Raw genomic sequence first — 16,136 nt, 5'->3', positions numbered from 1 at the left:
GCTCCAAACGCGTAAAAACAGGGCAGGGATGCGATAATACCCCCTTTCTATCCGCTTTAGATTGTCTTTCATGCCACAATTTGCCCCGCTGAAGAACGACACCTTCCTGCGTGCGCTGCTGCGCCAGCCGACCGAGTACACCCCGGTGTGGCTGATGCGCCAGGCAGGCCGCTACCTGCCTGAATACCGCGCGACGCGCCAGAAGGCGGGCTCCTTCATGGGCCTGGCGACCAATCCGGACCTGGCGACCGAAGTCACCTTGCAGCCGATCGACCGCTATCCGCTCGATGCGGCAATCCTGTTCTCCGACATCCTGACGGTGCCGGACGCCATGGGCCTGGGCCTGTACTTCGTGGAAGGCGAGGGTCCGAAGTTCGAGCGTCCGCTGAAGACCGAGGAAGACGTCAAGGCGCTGCAACTGCCGCCAGCGGGCTCGCTGGACTATGTATTCAAGGCAGTCACCCAGATCCGCACCGAGTTGAATGGCCGCGTGCCGCTGATCGGCTTCTCGGGCAGCCCATGGACCCTGGCCTGCTATATGGTGGAAGGCCAGGGCTCGCGCGAATTTCACACCATCAAGAAGATGATGTACTCGCGCCCGGACCTGATGCACCACATCCTGGACGTCAACGCCCGCGCAGTCGCCGAATACCTGAACGCCCAGATCGACGCCGGCGCCCAGGCCGTGATGATCTTCGACTCGTGGGGTGGTGCGCTGGCCGATGGCGCCTACCAGCAGTTCTCCCTGCAATACATGCAGCAGGTCGTGAGCCTGCTGAAGCGCGAAAAGGATGGCGTGAAGATCCCCGCCATCGTGTTCACCAAGGGTGGCGGCCACTGGGCCGAGGAGATCGCCGCTATCGGCGCCGACGCCATGGGGCTGGACTGGACCGCCAACATCGGAAAGGTTCGCGAGCTGGTGGGGCACAAGATGGCCCTCCAGGGCAATATCGATCCGGCCATCCTGTTCGCCAACCCGGAGCAGATCGCGGCCGAAGTGCGCCGCGTGCTCGATTCCTATGGACCGCATGACAGCGGCCACGTCTTCAACCTGGGCCACGGCATTTCCCAGTTCACCCCGCCGGAGTCGGTGACGGTGCTGGTGGATACTGTCCACAGCCATAGCCGCAAGCTGCGTGGCGGCTGATCGCTGTAGTCCCGGTTCAAAGGGCGCTACGGCGCCCTTTTTTATTTCGTGCAGAAGCGACTTATACACAAAAATTTTTACTGCGGAAATAAGAGGCAGCAGCAAATGCCCTCCTCTCAGCGCATTCGCAAGTGATTGATTTTTAAAGGCTTATTTTTTACTGCTTTAGGCAATGTTTCGGCTTTTGTAAACCTTATCCCAAGGTGAAAGCGAGCTTGTTGGGTCATTCTCCACAAAGTTATCCACAAAAACTGTGGAAAAAAGTCAAAAGTACTTTGTAAACCGGCACTTAGTAGGAATTTGTAGGAATTGTCTTAGCGTCATGTTGCATTGCATGATATTTCGCCAAGACTTTCGGTGGCGAAAACGCTTGCGGAAACTCAAACTGTGCGGTGCCTGCCTGTGTACAATGCTTGGCTTGATGTTGTGGCGCACCAGGCACGTTTTCCGCTAAAAAAGCTGTAAAAACTGCTTGATTTCGGGGAAAAGCTGCTCCTTAAATGGTGCACTTATACACAGAGCGCGGAAAAATATGCGCTTTCTGGCTCTCCTAGGGCGCCTGCTGTAAGTAGTTGAAATATAAGGAAAAAAATCGGCGTCATTTGCCGGGTTTCCCCGGATTGCAAGCTGGAGGTTAGTGCTTGCTCAGGATTCCAGCCCCTTTGTTCACAAAGTTATCCCCAGATTCTGTGGATAGTTGAAAAACCCTCGATCGATAGCCCTGGATGGCGCACTGCATTCTCCGAATTGCCCTGGATACGCCGCTGAACGCGGTCTTTGATTACCGCTGGGATTGCGAAATATCAGAGCGGCCGCGTGTAGGACAATTGGCAATGGTGCCCTTCGGCCCGCGTGAGGTCGTCGGCCTCATTGTGGATATCCTTGAAGAAACGGATGTCCCCGAGGAAAAGCTGAAAGCTGCGCTGGCCGTGCGCACGCAGTTAGCGCCCGTGTCGCCGCAATGGCTGGCGCTGGCCGGCTTTGCCGCTGAGTATTACCAGCGCCCGCTCGGCGAAGTGGCCTTGCCCGGCCTGCCCAAGAACCTGCGCGTGAGCAGCACTGTCGCGCTGGACCGCGCCATCAAGAAACTGGCCAAGCTGGAAGAACCGCACGATCCGGCGCCAGCCAACGTGCCCGCGCTGAATGCAGGCCAGCAGGCGGCGGCGGCTGCCATCGTCGGCGCCCAGGGTTTTGCGCCCTTCCTGCTGTATGGCGTGACAGGCAGCGGCAAGACCGAGGTCTACCTGCAAGCCTGTGCACAGGTGCTGGCGCGCGAGCCGCAGGGCCAGGTGCTGGTGCTGGTCCCCGAGATCAACCTGACGCCGCAACTGGAAACCAATATCCGTAACCGTTTCCCGGGCGTGATGCTGTCCACCCTGCACAGCCGCTTGTCGGAGGGCGAGCGCATGCTGCACTGGCTGGCGGCGCACGAAGGCAAGGCGCGCATCGTGCTGGGCACGCGCCTGTCCATCCTCGCTTCGATGCCGAACCTGAAGATGATCGTGATCGACGAGGAGCACGATCCGTCGTACAAGCAGCAGGAAGGCTTGCGCTATTCGGCGCGCGACCTTGCCGTATGGCGCGCGCACCAGTTGCAGATTCCCGTCGTGATGGGTTCTGCGACGCCGTCGCTGGAGAGCTGGCACCATGCCCTGAAGGGCCGCTACCGCAAGCTGGAATTGCGCGAACGCGCGGTGCAGCATGCGGTGCTGCCTTCCGTGAAGCTGATCGATACCTCGCGCCGGCGCGGGCAGGAAGGGTTGACCGAGCAGCTGGTCGACGCGATCAGGCTGCGCATGGAGCGCGGCGAACAGTCCTTGCTGTTCCTGAACCGGCGCGGATATTCGCCGGTGATTACCTGCGAATCGTGCGGCTGGGTCAGCGAGTGCAAACGCTGCACGGCGTCGATGGTGCTGCACAAGTCGGATTACCGCCTGCGCTGCCATCACTGCAGCCTGGAGATGCGCATCCCGCGCCATTGTCCGACCTGCGGCAATATCGACTTGCAGCCGCTGGGACGCGGCACGCAGCGCATCGAGGAGAGCCTGCAGCAGCTGTTCCCGCAGGCGCGGGTGCTGCGCATCGATGCCGACAGTACGCGGCGCAAGGGCAGTGCGCAGGAAGCTTTCGACAGCGTGCACCGGCAGGAGGTGGATATCCTCGTCGGCACGCAGATGGTCGCCAAGGGGCACGACTTCAAGAACCTGACGCTGGTAGGGATCATGAATCCCGACAGCTCGCTGTTTTCGCAGGACTATCGCGCCAGCGAGCGGCTGTTTGCGCAGCTGATGCAGGTGGCGGGACGAGCGGGACGCCAGGGCGGCAGCGAAAGCGAGGTGCTGGTGCAGACCAGCTATCCGGAGCACCCGCTATTCTCGGCGCTGGTGGCGCATGACTACGACTACTTCGCCAACTCGCTGCTTGGCGAGCGTGAAGTGGCCGGTTTGCCGCCATACCTGTACCAGGCCATCCTGCGGGCGGAGGCGCGCGAGCTTGAGCTGGCGCTGGAATTCCTGCGTGGTGCGCGCGACCTGGTGCAGCATGGGGGAATCACGATCAACGACCCGATTCCGATGAGCATGGCGCGCGTGCACAATATGGAGCGCGCGCAGTTGCTGGTGGAGTCGCCGTCGCGCCCTGCGCTGCAGGCATTCCTGAAAGAGTGGATGCAGGCGCTGCGCGAGCAGAAGACGCGCGTCAAATGGTCGCTCGAGGTTGACCCGGTCGATATTTAACCGGTAAACCAGGGTCAGACCCAAAGGGTCTGACCCTGTCAGCGCTAAGGCCTGGAGGCAGGGTTAAACGTTCCTGATTTTTTTGAGAAGATCAACGGCGTACGAACAAACCCGCGGCAGATGATCAGATTGGGTCAGACCCTTGGGTCTGACCCAGGTTTACTGGTTTTCAGGGCTGCACAAGATACTGCCGCGCAGTACTGACAATCTGCTCGGTAAGCGCATGCGTGAACGGCGTGTCCAGCTCCCACGCATGCCAGTCCAGTTCCACATCGATGAAACGCCCTGGCAGCAGGTCCACCAGCGCGCCCTGCGACAAGCCCTGCGCCGCCTGCAGATACGGCAGCAGGCCGTAAGCCATCCCGCCGAACACGGTATCGTTCAAGGCCGTCGACAGCGGCAAGGTGTGATGCGGGAACGGCCGCACATACCCGGCCTCGCGCGCCAGGAATCGCGCCATCAGGTCGCGGTCATGCACCACGGCCGGCGCCAGCGCCAGGGCCTCAACGCCGAATCCATCACCGAACCAATGCGCCGCAAAAGAAGGCGCGGCTACGCATACATGCCGCATGGCGCCCAGGGGCGTCGAGGATGAGCCGGCAGCCGCAGGCGCAGGCACCTCGGCACGCGCAGCCACGCAGCCGAACACTGCGCCTTCGCGCAGCAAATGCAGCGCTACCTCGCGCTCGGCACATTCGACGTCGAGCTGGCAGCGCGGCGGCGACAGCAGCGGGCGCAGGGCCAGGGGCAGCCAGGTCGCCAGGCTGGCGGCATCGACGGCCATCGCAATTTCAGGCATGCTGGTCTCGTGGCCAAGGTCGATGTCGAGTGCCGCTTCCATCAGCTTGACGTTGCGGTAATGCGAGATGAGGCGTTGGCCCAGGCCAGTCGCTTCGGCGGGGGAGCCGCGCACGATCAGCAGCCTGCCTACCGCATCCTCGAGCGCTTTGATACGCTGGGATACGGCCGGCTGGCTGATGCCGAGCGCATTGGCCGCCTTTTCGAAGCTGCCATGGCTGGCAACGGCATCCAGCACCGCCAGCGCGCGGTAGTCCAGATTTTCCATAAGATGTGCTTAATCAAAGCGCGAAAAGATAAGTCATACTAATGCATTACCAATGACGGAGGCAAGATGGAAACCATCCAGTGCGATGTGGCGGTGATCGGCGCCGGTACGGCTGGGCTGAGCGCCTACCGGGCGGCGCGCAACGCCGGCAAGCATGCGGTATTGATCGAGGACGGCCCGCATGGCACCACCTGCGCCCGTGTCGGCTGCATGCCGAGCAAGCTGCTGATTGCTGCGGCCGAGGCGGCGCATGCGGTGCGCGAGGCGCCGGGCTTCGGCGTCCAGCCCGGCGGCCTGAAAGTCGACGGCAAGGCCGTCATGCAGCGCGTACGCAGTGAGCGCGACCGCTTTGTCGGCTTCGTGCTGGAGAATGTGGCGGCCATGCCGGCCGGTGACAAGCTGCATGGGCGTGCGCGATTCACTGCGCCGAATCGCCTGCAGATCGGCGCCAACCTGGAGGTCGCCGCCCAGGCGGTCGTCATCGCCACCGGCTCGCGGCCCGACATCCCGTCGGAATGGGCCGCAGCCGGACCGCGCGTGATCAACAGCGATGCGGTATTCGAATGGACCGACTTGCCGCGCTCCGTGGCGGTGATCGGCGCCGGCGTGATTGGCCTGGAGCTGGGCCAGGCCCTGCACCGGCTCGGCGTGCGCGTGGCGATCATCGCGCGCGGCAGCAGCGTGGCCCAATTGAAGGACCCGCATGTGCTGGCAGCCGCCTCGCAAGCGCTGGGCGAAGAAATGGACCTTCGCTTCCGCACCGAAGTGGCAGGCATCGCGCGCGCCGGCGACGGGCTGGAACTGCGCACGCGCAATACCGAAGGCGAAGAGCGTATCGAGCGTTTCGACTACGTGCTGGTGACCACCGGCCGCACGCCGAACGTTTCCGGCCTTGGCCTCGACCACACCGGGCTGGCGCTGGACAAGAACGGCGTGCCGAAATTCGACCGTTGCACCATGCAGTGCGGCGACAGCTGCATCTTCATCGCCGGCGATGCCAGCGCGGAGATCCCGTTGTTGCCCGAGGCGGCCGACCAGGGCAAGATAGCCGGCGCCAATGCCGCCAGCTATCCCGAGGTGAAGCCGGGACTGCGCCGCACGCCGCTTGCCATCACATTCAGCGAACCGCAGATCGCCACCGTGGGTGAAGGCTACAAGGAGTTGTCGAACGGCCGCGAGCACTTCGCGATCGGCGCCGTCAGCTTCGACGACCAGGGACGCAGCCGCGTCATGCGCCAGAACAAAGGCATGCTGCGGGTGTATGCGGAGTATGGGAGCGGGCGCTTCCTCGGCGCCGAGATGGTGGGGCCGCGTGCGGAGCACATCGGCCACCTGCTGGCCTGGGCACACCAGGCCGGGCTGACCGTGGATCGTATGCTGGACATGCCTTTCTACCATCCGGTAGTGGAGGAAGGCCTGCGCACCGCCCTGCGCGACTTGTCGAAAGAGCTGCAAAAACCGCCGCCCCCGCCCAAGCCGATGCCGAACGATTGCACGCCCGGCTGCTAGATCAGTTCAGGCTCGAATCCAGGCGGCCCTGGCTGGCCAGTTCGCGCAGCACGCGGATGGTGTCGAGGTCCGACTCCTGGTAAGCGGAGCGGCGGAAGTCGTCGTACATGGCGTTGGCGGCATCGGTCGCCGCGTCATGGCCGTCGTCGTACTGGAAGCGCACGTACAGGCGTTCCGGTTGCGGCATCTCGATCGTCATCGTCAGGCTGGAGGCGCTGATGTCCTTCTGCGCCGGCACGTCATAGCGCACCACATAAGGCTCGTGCAGCACCACGTTGTCTTCAATGACCACATCGCCATAGCGCAGGCGGCGGCTGAATCCTGCCGTGGTGCGATCCGAGATTTCCGCTTCGTCCAGGTGCGGAACGAACAGCTTGGGCGACTCCGCGCGCAGCACCAGGCCGCGCCACAACTGCTGGTGGGTGATGGTGTCCATCAGCGGGTTGAGGAGGTCGTTCACTTCTATCAAATGTTCAAATTTCATAACACTTCTGCCTGCTTATTTCGGGGATTGGTACCACTATATTCTGTACAATGCCGGGATGTCCAATGCACCCCAGTTCGGCCTTAACGGCCCACAGAGCGAAGCCGTGCTCTATCTCGACGGCCCTGCCCTCGTACTGGCGGGGGCCGGCTCGGGCAAGACGCGCGTCATTACGCAAAAAATTACCCATATGATCGAGGATCGCGGCTATGACCCGCGCACGATCGCCGCGCTTACCTTTACCAACAAGGCGGCGCTGGAAATGCAGGAGCGCGTCGGCAAGATGCTCAAGCAGCCGCGCCAGGCCAAGCTGCTGACCGTCTGTACCTTTCATTCCCTCGGTGTGCGCATCCTGCGCCAGGAATGCAACCATCTGGGGCTGAAAGACCGTTTTTCAATCATGGACAGCGACGATTGCTACTCGCTGGTCCAGGACTTGGCCATCACGACCGACAAGAACCTGATCCGCAGCATCCAGAACGACATCTCGCTGTGGAAGAACGGCCTGGTGACGCCCGAGGAAGCACTGAAGCAGGCGCAGACCGAGGATGAGGCGCAGTCGGCGCGCATCTACGGCAGCTATATCGCCACGCTGGCTGCCTACCAGGCAGTGGACTTCGATGACTTGATCCGCCTGCCGGTGGAACTGTTCCGCAACCACGACACGGTGCGTGACAAATGGCAGCGCCGCCTGCGCTACCTGATGATCGACGAATACCAGGACACCAATACCTGCCAGTACGAGCTGGTGAAACTGATGGTTACAGGCCTGGGCAAGAAGCCGATGTTCACCGCCGTGGGCGACGACGACCAGGCGATCTACGGCTGGCGCGGCGCGACCATGGAAAACCTGGCGCTGCTGCAGGTCGATTTCCCCGACCTGCGCCTGATCAAGCTGGAACAGAATTACCGCTCCACCACGCGCATCCTGCAGGCGGCCAATGCGGTGATCCAGAACAATCCCAAGCTGTTCGAGAAATCGCTGTGGTCGGAACTGGGTATCGGTGAGCCGATCAAGGTGCATTCGATGCCGAACGAGGAGCAGGAAGCGGAGCAGGTGGCGATCATGATTTCGGCCGACCACTTCGAGCGCAAGAACAAGTGGGCCGATTACGCGATCCTGTATCGCGGCAACCACCAGGCGCGCGTGATCGAACAGGCGTTGCGCACGCAGCGTATTCCGTACACGATTTCCGGCGGCCAGAGTTTCTTCGACAAGGCGGAAATCAAGGACATCATGGCCTACCTGCGCCTGATGGCGAATCCGGACGACGATCCTGCCTTCATTCGCGCGGCGACCACGCCGCGCCGCGGCATCGGCCAGTCCACGCTGGAAGCCCTGGGCTCCTTCTCGGGCAAGTGGCAATGCTCGCTGTTCGAGGCCGTGTTCAAGGGCGGCATCGAGGCGGTGCTGAACGAACGCCAATTGCGTCCGCTGCAGGACTTCTGCAACTTCATCCTGGAACTGGAATCGCGCGCCACGCGTCCCGGTCCATCGGGCAGCGGCGACAACGCGGCGCAAGTGCTGGACGACCTGATGGAAGGCATGCACTACGAGCACTACCTGTATGACACCTTCGAGGAACGCGCGGCGCAAGGCAAGTGGGACAACGTGACGGACTTCGTCAACTGGCTGAAGGATCGCGGCCGCGGTGGCAAGGACCGCGATGGCGAAGAGAAGAACGTGCTGGAGCTGACCCAGATGGTGGCGCTCATGTCCATGCTGGATGGCAAGGACGAAGAGCCCGACGCGATCCGCATGTCGACGCTGCACGCGTCGAAGGGCCTGGAGTATCCGCACGTGTTCCTGGTCGGCGTCGAAGAAGGCATTCTGCCGCACAAGGGCGACCCGGACGCGCCGGTGGAATTGCTGGCCCAGCGCATCGAGGAAGAACGGCGCCTGATGTACGTGGGGATCACGCGCGCGCAGCGCACCTTGCAGCTCACCTGGTGCAAGAAGCGCAAGCGCGGCGGCGAACATGTGCAATGCGACATTTCGCGCTTCATCGCGGAGATGGCGCTGGATGTCGGCACCGCCCCGCCGACGGAATCGGAAGTACTGTCGCCGCGCGAACGCCTCGCGCGCATGAAGGAATTGCTGTCGGCTCCGCGCGACATTAATCCGGCTTGATTAGTGCTAGCATGGGTACTCTTCCTTTTGAAAGGAGGTTCCCATGTTTTCACGCATTTTCCTGCTCGCCATCCTGACGGGTGCTGCGCCTCTCGCAAGCGCTGCGGATGTGGTGACCAAACCGGAAGCCGAGGCGATGGTCAAAAAAGCCATCACCTACCTCAAAGCGAACGGCCGCGAAAAGACCTTCGCCGAAATCGACAAGAAGGACGGCCAGTTTGTGGACCGCGACCTGTACCTGACGGTTTACGGCACCGACGGCGTAGTCCGCGCACACGGCGCCAACGCCAAAATGATCGGCAAGAACCTGATGGAGTTGAAGGACGTCGACGGCAAGGCGTTCGTGAAAGAGCGCGTCGAAATGGCGAAGAAAAAAGTGCCGTTCTGGCAGGATTACAAGTTCAACAATCCTGTCAGCGGCAAGATCGAACCCAAAACCATGTACTGCGTTCCGGAAGAAGACCTGATTCTCTGCGGCGGGGTCTACCTGAAGTAGCGCTGAGCAGCGTCAAGCTGCGGTGTGGTCGGTTACGGCATTCTGGTTGCATAATGACCAACCGGAGATAGCAATATGAATGCCGTTGATCCGCTCATCTATGCCCAACGCCTGACCGCTGCCGGCGTGCCTGCCGAGCAGGCGCAAATTCATGCCGAAATCATTAGGGAAGTCTTGGCTTCCATGGCAATAGACCGCCTGGAGTCCAAAGTCGACAAGGGGCTGGCTGAGCTGAACAACAAGATCGATAACGGGTTGGCCGAGTTGAACACCAAGATCGATAGCGGGCTGGCCGAGCTGAATATCAAAATCGATCGCACCAAAGCTGAACTTGAAGCCCGGATGGATCGCCTGATCTCCGATCTCAGGAAGGAGCTGATGGCGGAGATCCAGAAATCGAAATGGTCGTGTGTACGCTGGATGTTCGGCATTGCCGTCTCCGTCGGTACCTTGCAAGGGGCGGCCATTGTGATGGCGATGCGATGGCTGGCCTGATGTCGCTCCAGTAAAATACCTGCTTTTTCTTAGGCAGGAGCAGGCCGTGAGCACCGAAGACCGATTCATCGACATTGAAATCAAATTGGCGCACCAGGAAGACCTGGTTGAGTCGCTGAACCAGCGCGTCTACGAGCAGCAGAAGCAGATCGACCAGCTCGAAGCGATGCTGGTGGCCTTGGCTGAGCGTGTGCGCACGACCTCGCAATCCAACCAGACGCCGATCAACGAACCGCCACCGCACTACTGATCCCTGACACTTTACGATACGCAGTGCAGCATGACTTTGCACTGCCGGGTTGCTATTATCGTGCGCTTCGAAACATTACAAAACAGGAGAGAGAATGTTCCGTCCGAAATTGCTGGTGATCGCTGCCAGCCTGGCTGTTGCCGGCCTTGCCAATGCCGCCCTGCCAGCGTCGAATCCTTTTGCAGCTGAATCCACCCTGCCGCTGAACTACCCGGCCTTCGACAAGATCAAGAATGAAGACTACGGTCCTGCCTACGAAGAAGGCATGAAGCAGCAGGCCGCGGAAATTGCCAAGATTGCCAACAACAAGGCCGCGCCGACTTTTGACAACACGATCGTGGCGATGGAACGTTCCGGCCGCCTGCTGGACCGCGTGAGCGCCGTTTTCGGCAACCTGTCCGGCGCCAACACCAATGACGCCTTCGAAGCGCTGAATCGCGATCTGGCGCCGAAGCTGTCGGCGCACAGCGACGCAATTCGCCTGAACGAAAAACTGTACGCCCGCATCAAGACCCTGTACGACAAGCGCGACAAGCTGAAGCTCGATCCAGAATCGAAGCGCCTGCTGGAACGCTATCACACCGATTTCGTGCGCGCCGGCGCCAAGCTGACCGCCGCCGACAAGGAAAAACTGAAGGCCTACAACTCGCAACTGGCCGCCCTGTCCACCACTTTCAGCCAGAACGTGCTGAAGGAAGCCAACGCCTCCGCCCTGGTGGTCGACACCCGCGAAGAACTGGCTGGCATGTCCGACAAGGCCATCGACGCCGCTGCTGCAGCCGCCAAGGCCAAAGGCATGGACGGCAAATTCCTGATCGCCATCGCCAACACCACCGGCCAGGCGCCGCTGGAAGTGCTGACCAATCGCACCACCCGTGAACGCCTGCTGGCTACCTCGCTGGCGCGCGGCAGCCATGGCGGCGATTTCGACAACCGCGAAGTCGTGCTGAAGATCGCCAAGCTGCGCGCCGAACGCGCTGCGCTGCTGGGCTATTCCTCGCACGCTGCCTACCAGTTGGAAGACCAGACCGCGCACGACACCGACGCCGTCAACAAGCTGCTGGGCGAACTGTCCAAGCCGGCCGTAAACAACGCCCGCAAGGAATCGGCCGACATCCAGGCCGTGATCGATGCGGAAAAGGGCGGCTTTGCCAACGCGGCGCAGGACTGGGCCTTCTACACCGACAAGGTGCGCCAGGCGCGCTACGCGTTCGACCAGAACCAGCTCAAGCCTTACTTCGAACTGGATAACGTGCTGCAGAATGGCGTGTTTTACGCAGCGACCAAGGTGTACGGCATCACCTTCAAGGAGCGCAAGGACCTGCCGGTGTACCAGCCTGACGTGCGCGTGTTCGACGTGTTCGATGCCGACGGCAAGCAACTGGCGATCTTCCTGGGCGACTTCTACGCACGCAGCAACAAACGCGGCGGCGCCTGGATGAATGCCTACGTGTCGCAGTCCAAGCTGCTGGGCACCAAGCCGGTGGTGGCCAACCACCTGAACATTCCCAAGCCGGCGGCCGGCGAGCCTACCTTGCTGACTTACGACGAAGCGCGCACCCTGTTCCATGAATTCGGCCACGCGCTGCACGGCATGTTCTCGGATGTAAAGTACCCGCGCTTCGCCGGTACCCGCGTGCCGCGCGACTTCGTGGAATTCCCGTCGCAGGTCAATGAAATGTGGATGACCTGGCCGGAAATCCTGAACAACTACGCCAAGCATTACCAGACTGGCGCGCCAATGCCGAAGGAACTGCTGGACAAGGTGCAGGCGTCGGCCAAGTTCAACGAGGGCTTCCGCACCACCGAATACCTGGCGGCTTCGATCCTGGACCAGCGCTGGCACCAACTCCCTGCGGACAAGATCCCGACCGACGTGCTGGGCTTCGAATCGTCGGTGCTGAAGGATGCGGGTGTTGATTTCGCACCGGTGCCGCCGCGCTACCGCACCACCTACTTCTCGCACGTGTTCGCGGGCGGCTATTCGGCAGGCTACTACGGCTACCTGTGGTCGGAGAAGCTGGACGCCGACACGGTTGAATGGTTCACCGAGAACGGCGGCATGCAGCGCAAGAACGGCGACCACTTCCGCAAGGCCCTGCTGTCCAAGGGCGGCACGATGGATGCGATGCAGATGTACCGCGAGTTCCGCGGCCGCGACGCGAAGATCGACCCGTTGCTGGAACGCCGCGGCCTGAAGTAACTTTTGGGGTCAGGTCCTGGCATGCGACATGCGCAGCGTGTGCGTGCTGGGCCCTGCCACCGCTGGCAAGCTGGCGCTTGTCCGTGCCCGAAATTGAGCACGTCCGTAGCTGGTCGTGCCGGATGGGTGTATAAAGAGGGATAGCCACTTCAACGGGGAAAGGGATCATGGACACCAAGCTGAAGGAGACTCTGCGCCAATTGCACGCCACGCTGGCCCACCACGGCCCGGTCGATGAGGAATTGCAAAGCCTGTTGCGCCAGCTCGATGGCGACATCAAACTGATCCTCGACCAGCCGCCGGAGCCCGAAGGCGGCACCGCCACCTACGGCCTGGCCGAACGGACCCAGGAAATCACCGCCAAATTTGCTGCCAAACACCCGGCATTGGAGCCTACTTTGCGCGAACTGACGCGCATCCTGGGGAATATGGGAATTTAGAATCAATGGGGGCAGCTCCGGATATGCGCCACGCGCAGCGTGTTGCGTGTTCGGCCCTGACGCGCCACTGACTAAAGATAAAGGCGGGCCGCAGCCCGCCTTTGGTATGGAACCCGGGGTTTTACCGGCTGTCCGGCCGGCCCCCGGGAGGCTAGCCTTATGGGAAGGCCAGCATGGGCGGTTCTTCACCGCCAAAGTTGAAGTCAGGATGACGTTTGGCGATCATTTCCTCGATCTCCTTCATGCGCCGCACTGGCACGTCTACCATCATCAAAACCTGACCTTGTTCAATACGCTCTGAATACTGCTCCAGCTTCTTGTTGGGGACGGCCGCTGCATTCATGCCGCTCGCCCAGCCGCCGAACAGTGCACCGCCCAGCGTGACCAGCAAGATGGTCATGGTGCGCAGGGTCAGCCCTTCGGGTGGGAAAACGACCAGGAAGATGCCGGCGCACAGCCCCACAATCCCGCCGATGCCTATCCCCAGCTTGGCGCCGTGGATCAGGTCCGTTCTGAGCAGGAAATTGCAATCTGGCATGTCATCGGGCAGGGTGCCCTCTTTTGCCATGAAGTGGATATGCCGTTCTTCGATGCGTGCCAGCAGCAGTTCGTCCAGTTCTGCGCGGGCGGCTTTTACATTGGGAAGCATGTAGTACAGTCTGCGTCGCATGATGTCGCTCCATGGAAGACGTTGTATACCCGTTATAGCAAAAATGTCACGATGTTCAATGTGTATTACCCAAACCGCCTTGCCGGAACGTCACAAGTTACTGAAATTTAAAGGATTTTTGCACGCCTAGGCGGGCGCTGGCCGGTGATTTCCGGTACAATGCCGGGATGAATCCCCCAACCAATCTTTTCGCGGCCGTCGCCAAGCGGTCTGCGCGTGCTTCTGCTGCGCCTTTCCTTCCCATGTCCCGCGCCGAAATGGACGCCCTGGGCTGGGACCAGTGCGACGTCATCCTGGTGACCGGCGACGCGTATATCGACCACCCGAGCTTCGGCATGGCCCTGGTCGGCCGCCTGCTGGAATCGCAAGGCTACCGCGTTGGCATCATCGCCCAGCCGGACTGGCACAACGTGGAATCGTTCCGCGTGCTGGGCAAGCCGCGCCTGTACTTCGGCATTACCGCCGGCAATATGGACTCCATGGTCAACCGCTATACGGCCGACCGCAAGATCCGCTCCGACGACGCCTACACCCCGAACGCCGAGCCGAACAAGCGTCCTGACCGCGCCGTGACCGTGTACGCCCAGAAGTCCCGCGAAGCCTTCCCCGGCACGCCGATCGTCATCGGCTCCATCGAAGCCTCGCTGCGCCGCATCGCCCATTACGACTACTGGTCGGACAAGGTGCGCAAGTCGGTGCTGACCGAGTCCAAGGCCGACCTGCTCATCTTCGGTAACGCCGAACGCGCGCTGGTCGACCTGACCCGCCGCCTCGACATGGGCGAAAAGATCAAGGAGATCAAGGACCTGCGCGGAACTGCCTTCCTGGTGCCGCACGGCTGGCTGCCGTCCGACGAGTGGGCGGTGCATAACTCGAATCGTGTCGACGTGCCGGGCCGCGTCGACCCGCATCCCGATCCTTACGCCATGGCGAAGGAAGACAAGAAGGAGTGCGCCACCGAGAACGCCGCGCCCGAACCTGTCGTCAAGCCGGTCATCATCATGACCCGCGAAGAACGCCTGGCAGCAGCCAAGGAAAAGCACAACAAGACCGTGGTGCGCCTGCCATCCTACGAGGTGGTGAAGGAAGACCCGGTCATGTACGCCCACGCCTCGCGCGTGTTCCACCTCGAATCCAACCCGGGCAATGCGCGCGCGCTGGTGCAGCAGCACGGCGACCGCGACGTGTGGATGAACCCTCCGCCGCTGCCGCTGGCCATGGACGAAATGGATGGCGTGTACGACATGGAATACTCGCGCGCCCCGCACCCAAGCTACGGCAACGCCAATATCCCGGCCTGGGAAATGATCCGCTTCTCGGTCAACATCATGCGCGGCTGCTTCGGCGGCTGCACCTTCTGCTCGATCACCGAGCACGAAGGCCGCATCATCCAGAGCCGCTCCGAGCCGTCCATCCTGCGCGAGATCGAGCATATCCGCGACAAGACCAAGGGCTTTACCGGCATCATCTCCGACCTGGGCGGCCCGACCGCGAACATGTATCGCCTGTCGTGCAAGGACAAGTCGATCGAGGAAACCTGCCGCCGCCTGTCCTGCGTCTACCCGTCGATCTGCGTCAACCTGGGCACCGACCACAGCAAGCTGATCCAGCTGTACCGCAAGGCGCGCGAGATCAAGGGCGTGAAGAAGATCCTGATCCAGTCCGGCCTGCGCTACGACCTGGCCGTGCGCTCACCGGAATATGTGAAGGAACTGGTGACGCACCACGTGGGCGGCCTGCTGAAGATCGCGCCTGAGCACACGGAAACCAATGTTCTGAGCAAGATGATGAAGCCGGGCATCGGCGCCTACGACGAATTCAAGGCGATGTTCGAGAAGTACTCGCTGGAAGCGGGCAAGAAGCAGTACCTGATCCCTTACTTCATCGCCGCCCACCCGGGCACGACGGACGAGGACATGCTGAACCTGGCCCTGTGGCTGAAGAAGAACAACTTCCGCCTGGACCAGGTGCAGACCTTCATGCCGACCCCGATGGCGATGGCATCGGCCATGTACCACTCGCGCAAGAACCCGCTGCACAAGGTCACCGAGAATTCGGAAAACGTGGAAACCCCGCGCACGCTGAAGCAGCGCCAGGCGCACAAGGCCTTCCTGCGCTACTACGATCCGAAGAACTGGCCGATCCTGCGCGAGACCCTGCGCCGCATGGGACGTGGCGACCTGATCGGCGATGGCGAACGCCACCTGATCCCGCCATACCGCGTCGGCGAAGAGAACTTCAAGGCCTCGTCCGGCAAGCGCGCCATGCCGATGCTGGCTCCTGGCCAGCAGAAGCGCGGCGCCGGCCTGCCTCCTCCGGCCCATATCGGCCGCGGCGGCAAGCCGAATGCCCTGACCGGTTCGATGACGGCCCGCGCCACGGTGGAAACCAAGGCCCGTCCATCCATCCTCGACACTATCAAGGTCAAACCCAAGGCCGCCCCGACCAAGACTGGCGGCCGCCCGGGCCGTAAGTAAAACGCTAACGTGCTATCACCTGCTGCAATTCCA

13 protein-coding genes are annotated in these 16,136 nt (G+C 61.7%); 10 read left to right on the top strand and 3 right to left on the bottom strand.

Annotated elements, in window-relative coordinates; all coding sequences use genetic code 11:
- The first annotated feature begins 70 nt into the window (after positions 1 to 70).
- Together hemE and ACN9MW_RS00660 are read left to right on the top strand one after the other, a co-directional pair.
- Positions 71 to 1,147, top strand: coding sequence for a uroporphyrinogen decarboxylase (hemE, locus tag ACN9MW_RS00665; RefSeq protein ID WP_426166595.1), 1,077 nt, complete (start codon positions 71 to 73; stop codon positions 1,145 to 1,147).
- Between the two features lie 725 nt (positions 1,148 to 1,872).
- Positions 1,873 to 3,882 carry a primosomal protein N' gene (locus ACN9MW_RS00660; RefSeq protein ID WP_426166593.1) on the top strand — a complete coding sequence of 670 codons (2,010 nt, stop codon included), beginning with the start codon at positions 1,873 to 1,875 and terminating at the stop codon, positions 3,880 to 3,882.
- A 169-nt stretch (positions 3,883 to 4,051) separates the two neighbouring features.
- Here the strand turns inward: ACN9MW_RS00660 and ACN9MW_RS00655 are convergent, their stop codons facing one another.
- Positions 4,052 to 4,948 (bottom strand): ArgP/LysG family DNA-binding transcriptional regulator, encoded by an 897-nt coding sequence (locus ACN9MW_RS00655; protein WP_426166591.1) that lies wholly within the window; start codon positions 4,946 to 4,948, stop codon positions 4,052 to 4,054.
- 66 nt (positions 4,949 to 5,014) lie between these two features.
- Here ACN9MW_RS00655 and ACN9MW_RS00650 point away from each other — a divergent pair, with 66 nt between their 5' ends.
- The gene (locus tag ACN9MW_RS00650; RefSeq protein WP_426166589.1) at positions 5,015 to 6,457 is read left to right on the top strand and encodes a dihydrolipoyl dehydrogenase; all 1,443 of its coding nucleotides are present in this window, start codon (positions 5,015 to 5,017) and stop codon (positions 6,455 to 6,457) included.
- Position 6,458: 1 nt separating this feature from the next.
- Here ACN9MW_RS00650 and ACN9MW_RS00645 read toward each other — a convergent pair whose 3' ends face one another.
- Complete coding sequence (locus tag ACN9MW_RS00645; protein ID WP_426166587.1) at positions 6,459 to 6,941, bottom strand: AtaL-like protein; 483 nt, start codon at positions 6,939 to 6,941, stop codon at positions 6,459 to 6,461.
- 58 nt (positions 6,942 to 6,999) lie between these two features.
- Between ACN9MW_RS00645 and ACN9MW_RS00640 the strand changes: the two genes are divergently transcribed.
- From ACN9MW_RS00640 to ACN9MW_RS00615, 6 genes are all read left to right on the top strand, one after another.
- Positions 7,000 to 9,072 carry a UvrD-helicase domain-containing protein gene (locus tag ACN9MW_RS00640; protein WP_426166585.1) on the top strand — a complete coding sequence of 691 codons (2,073 nt, stop codon included), beginning with the start codon at positions 7,000 to 7,002 and terminating at the stop codon, positions 9,070 to 9,072.
- Positions 9,073 to 9,115: 43 nt separating this feature from the next.
- Positions 9,116 to 9,568, top strand: a complete 453-nt coding sequence (locus ACN9MW_RS00635) for a cache domain-containing protein (RefSeq protein WP_426166583.1) — start codon at positions 9,116 to 9,118, stop codon at positions 9,566 to 9,568.
- Between the two features lie 75 nt (positions 9,569 to 9,643).
- Complete coding sequence (locus tag ACN9MW_RS00630; protein WP_426166581.1) at positions 9,644 to 10,063, top strand: hypothetical protein; 420 nt, start codon at positions 9,644 to 9,646, stop codon at positions 10,061 to 10,063.
- 46 nt (positions 10,064 to 10,109) lie between these two features.
- Entirely contained in the window at positions 10,110 to 10,313 is a 204-nt protein-coding gene (locus tag ACN9MW_RS00625) for a SlyX family protein (RefSeq protein WP_426166579.1), read from the top strand.
- A gap of 94 nt (positions 10,314 to 10,407) precedes the next feature.
- Positions 10,408 to 12,516, top strand: coding sequence for a M3 family metallopeptidase (locus ACN9MW_RS00620; protein ID WP_426166577.1), 2,109 nt, complete (start codon positions 10,408 to 10,410; stop codon positions 12,514 to 12,516).
- A 167-nt stretch (positions 12,517 to 12,683) separates the two neighbouring features.
- Positions 12,684 to 12,956, top strand: a complete 273-nt coding sequence (locus ACN9MW_RS00615; protein ID WP_130316465.1) for a DUF4404 family protein — start codon at positions 12,684 to 12,686, stop codon at positions 12,954 to 12,956.
- Positions 12,957 to 13,113: 157 nt separating this feature from the next.
- On the opposite strand, the gene ACN9MW_RS00610 is transcribed toward ACN9MW_RS00615, so the two are convergent.
- On the bottom strand, positions 13,114 to 13,626 hold the full coding sequence (locus tag ACN9MW_RS00610) for a DUF1269 domain-containing protein (protein WP_426166575.1): 513 nt from the start codon (positions 13,624 to 13,626) through the stop codon (positions 13,114 to 13,116).
- A 242-nt stretch (positions 13,627 to 13,868) separates the two neighbouring features.
- Between ACN9MW_RS00610 and ACN9MW_RS00605 the strand changes: the two genes are divergently transcribed.
- Entirely contained in the window at positions 13,869 to 16,103 is a 2,235-nt protein-coding gene (locus ACN9MW_RS00605; RefSeq protein ID WP_426166573.1) for a YgiQ family radical SAM protein, read from the top strand.
- Positions 16,104 to 16,136: the final 33 nt, after the last annotated feature.

The sequence above is a fragment of the Pseudoduganella sp. R-34 genome, assembly GCF_049904655.1.
Lineage (GTDB): Bacteria > Pseudomonadota > Gammaproteobacteria > Burkholderiales > Burkholderiaceae_D > Rugamonas.
Note: the sequence above shows the minus strand (reverse complement) of the source record. Positions and strands in the feature narration are given on the sequence as shown.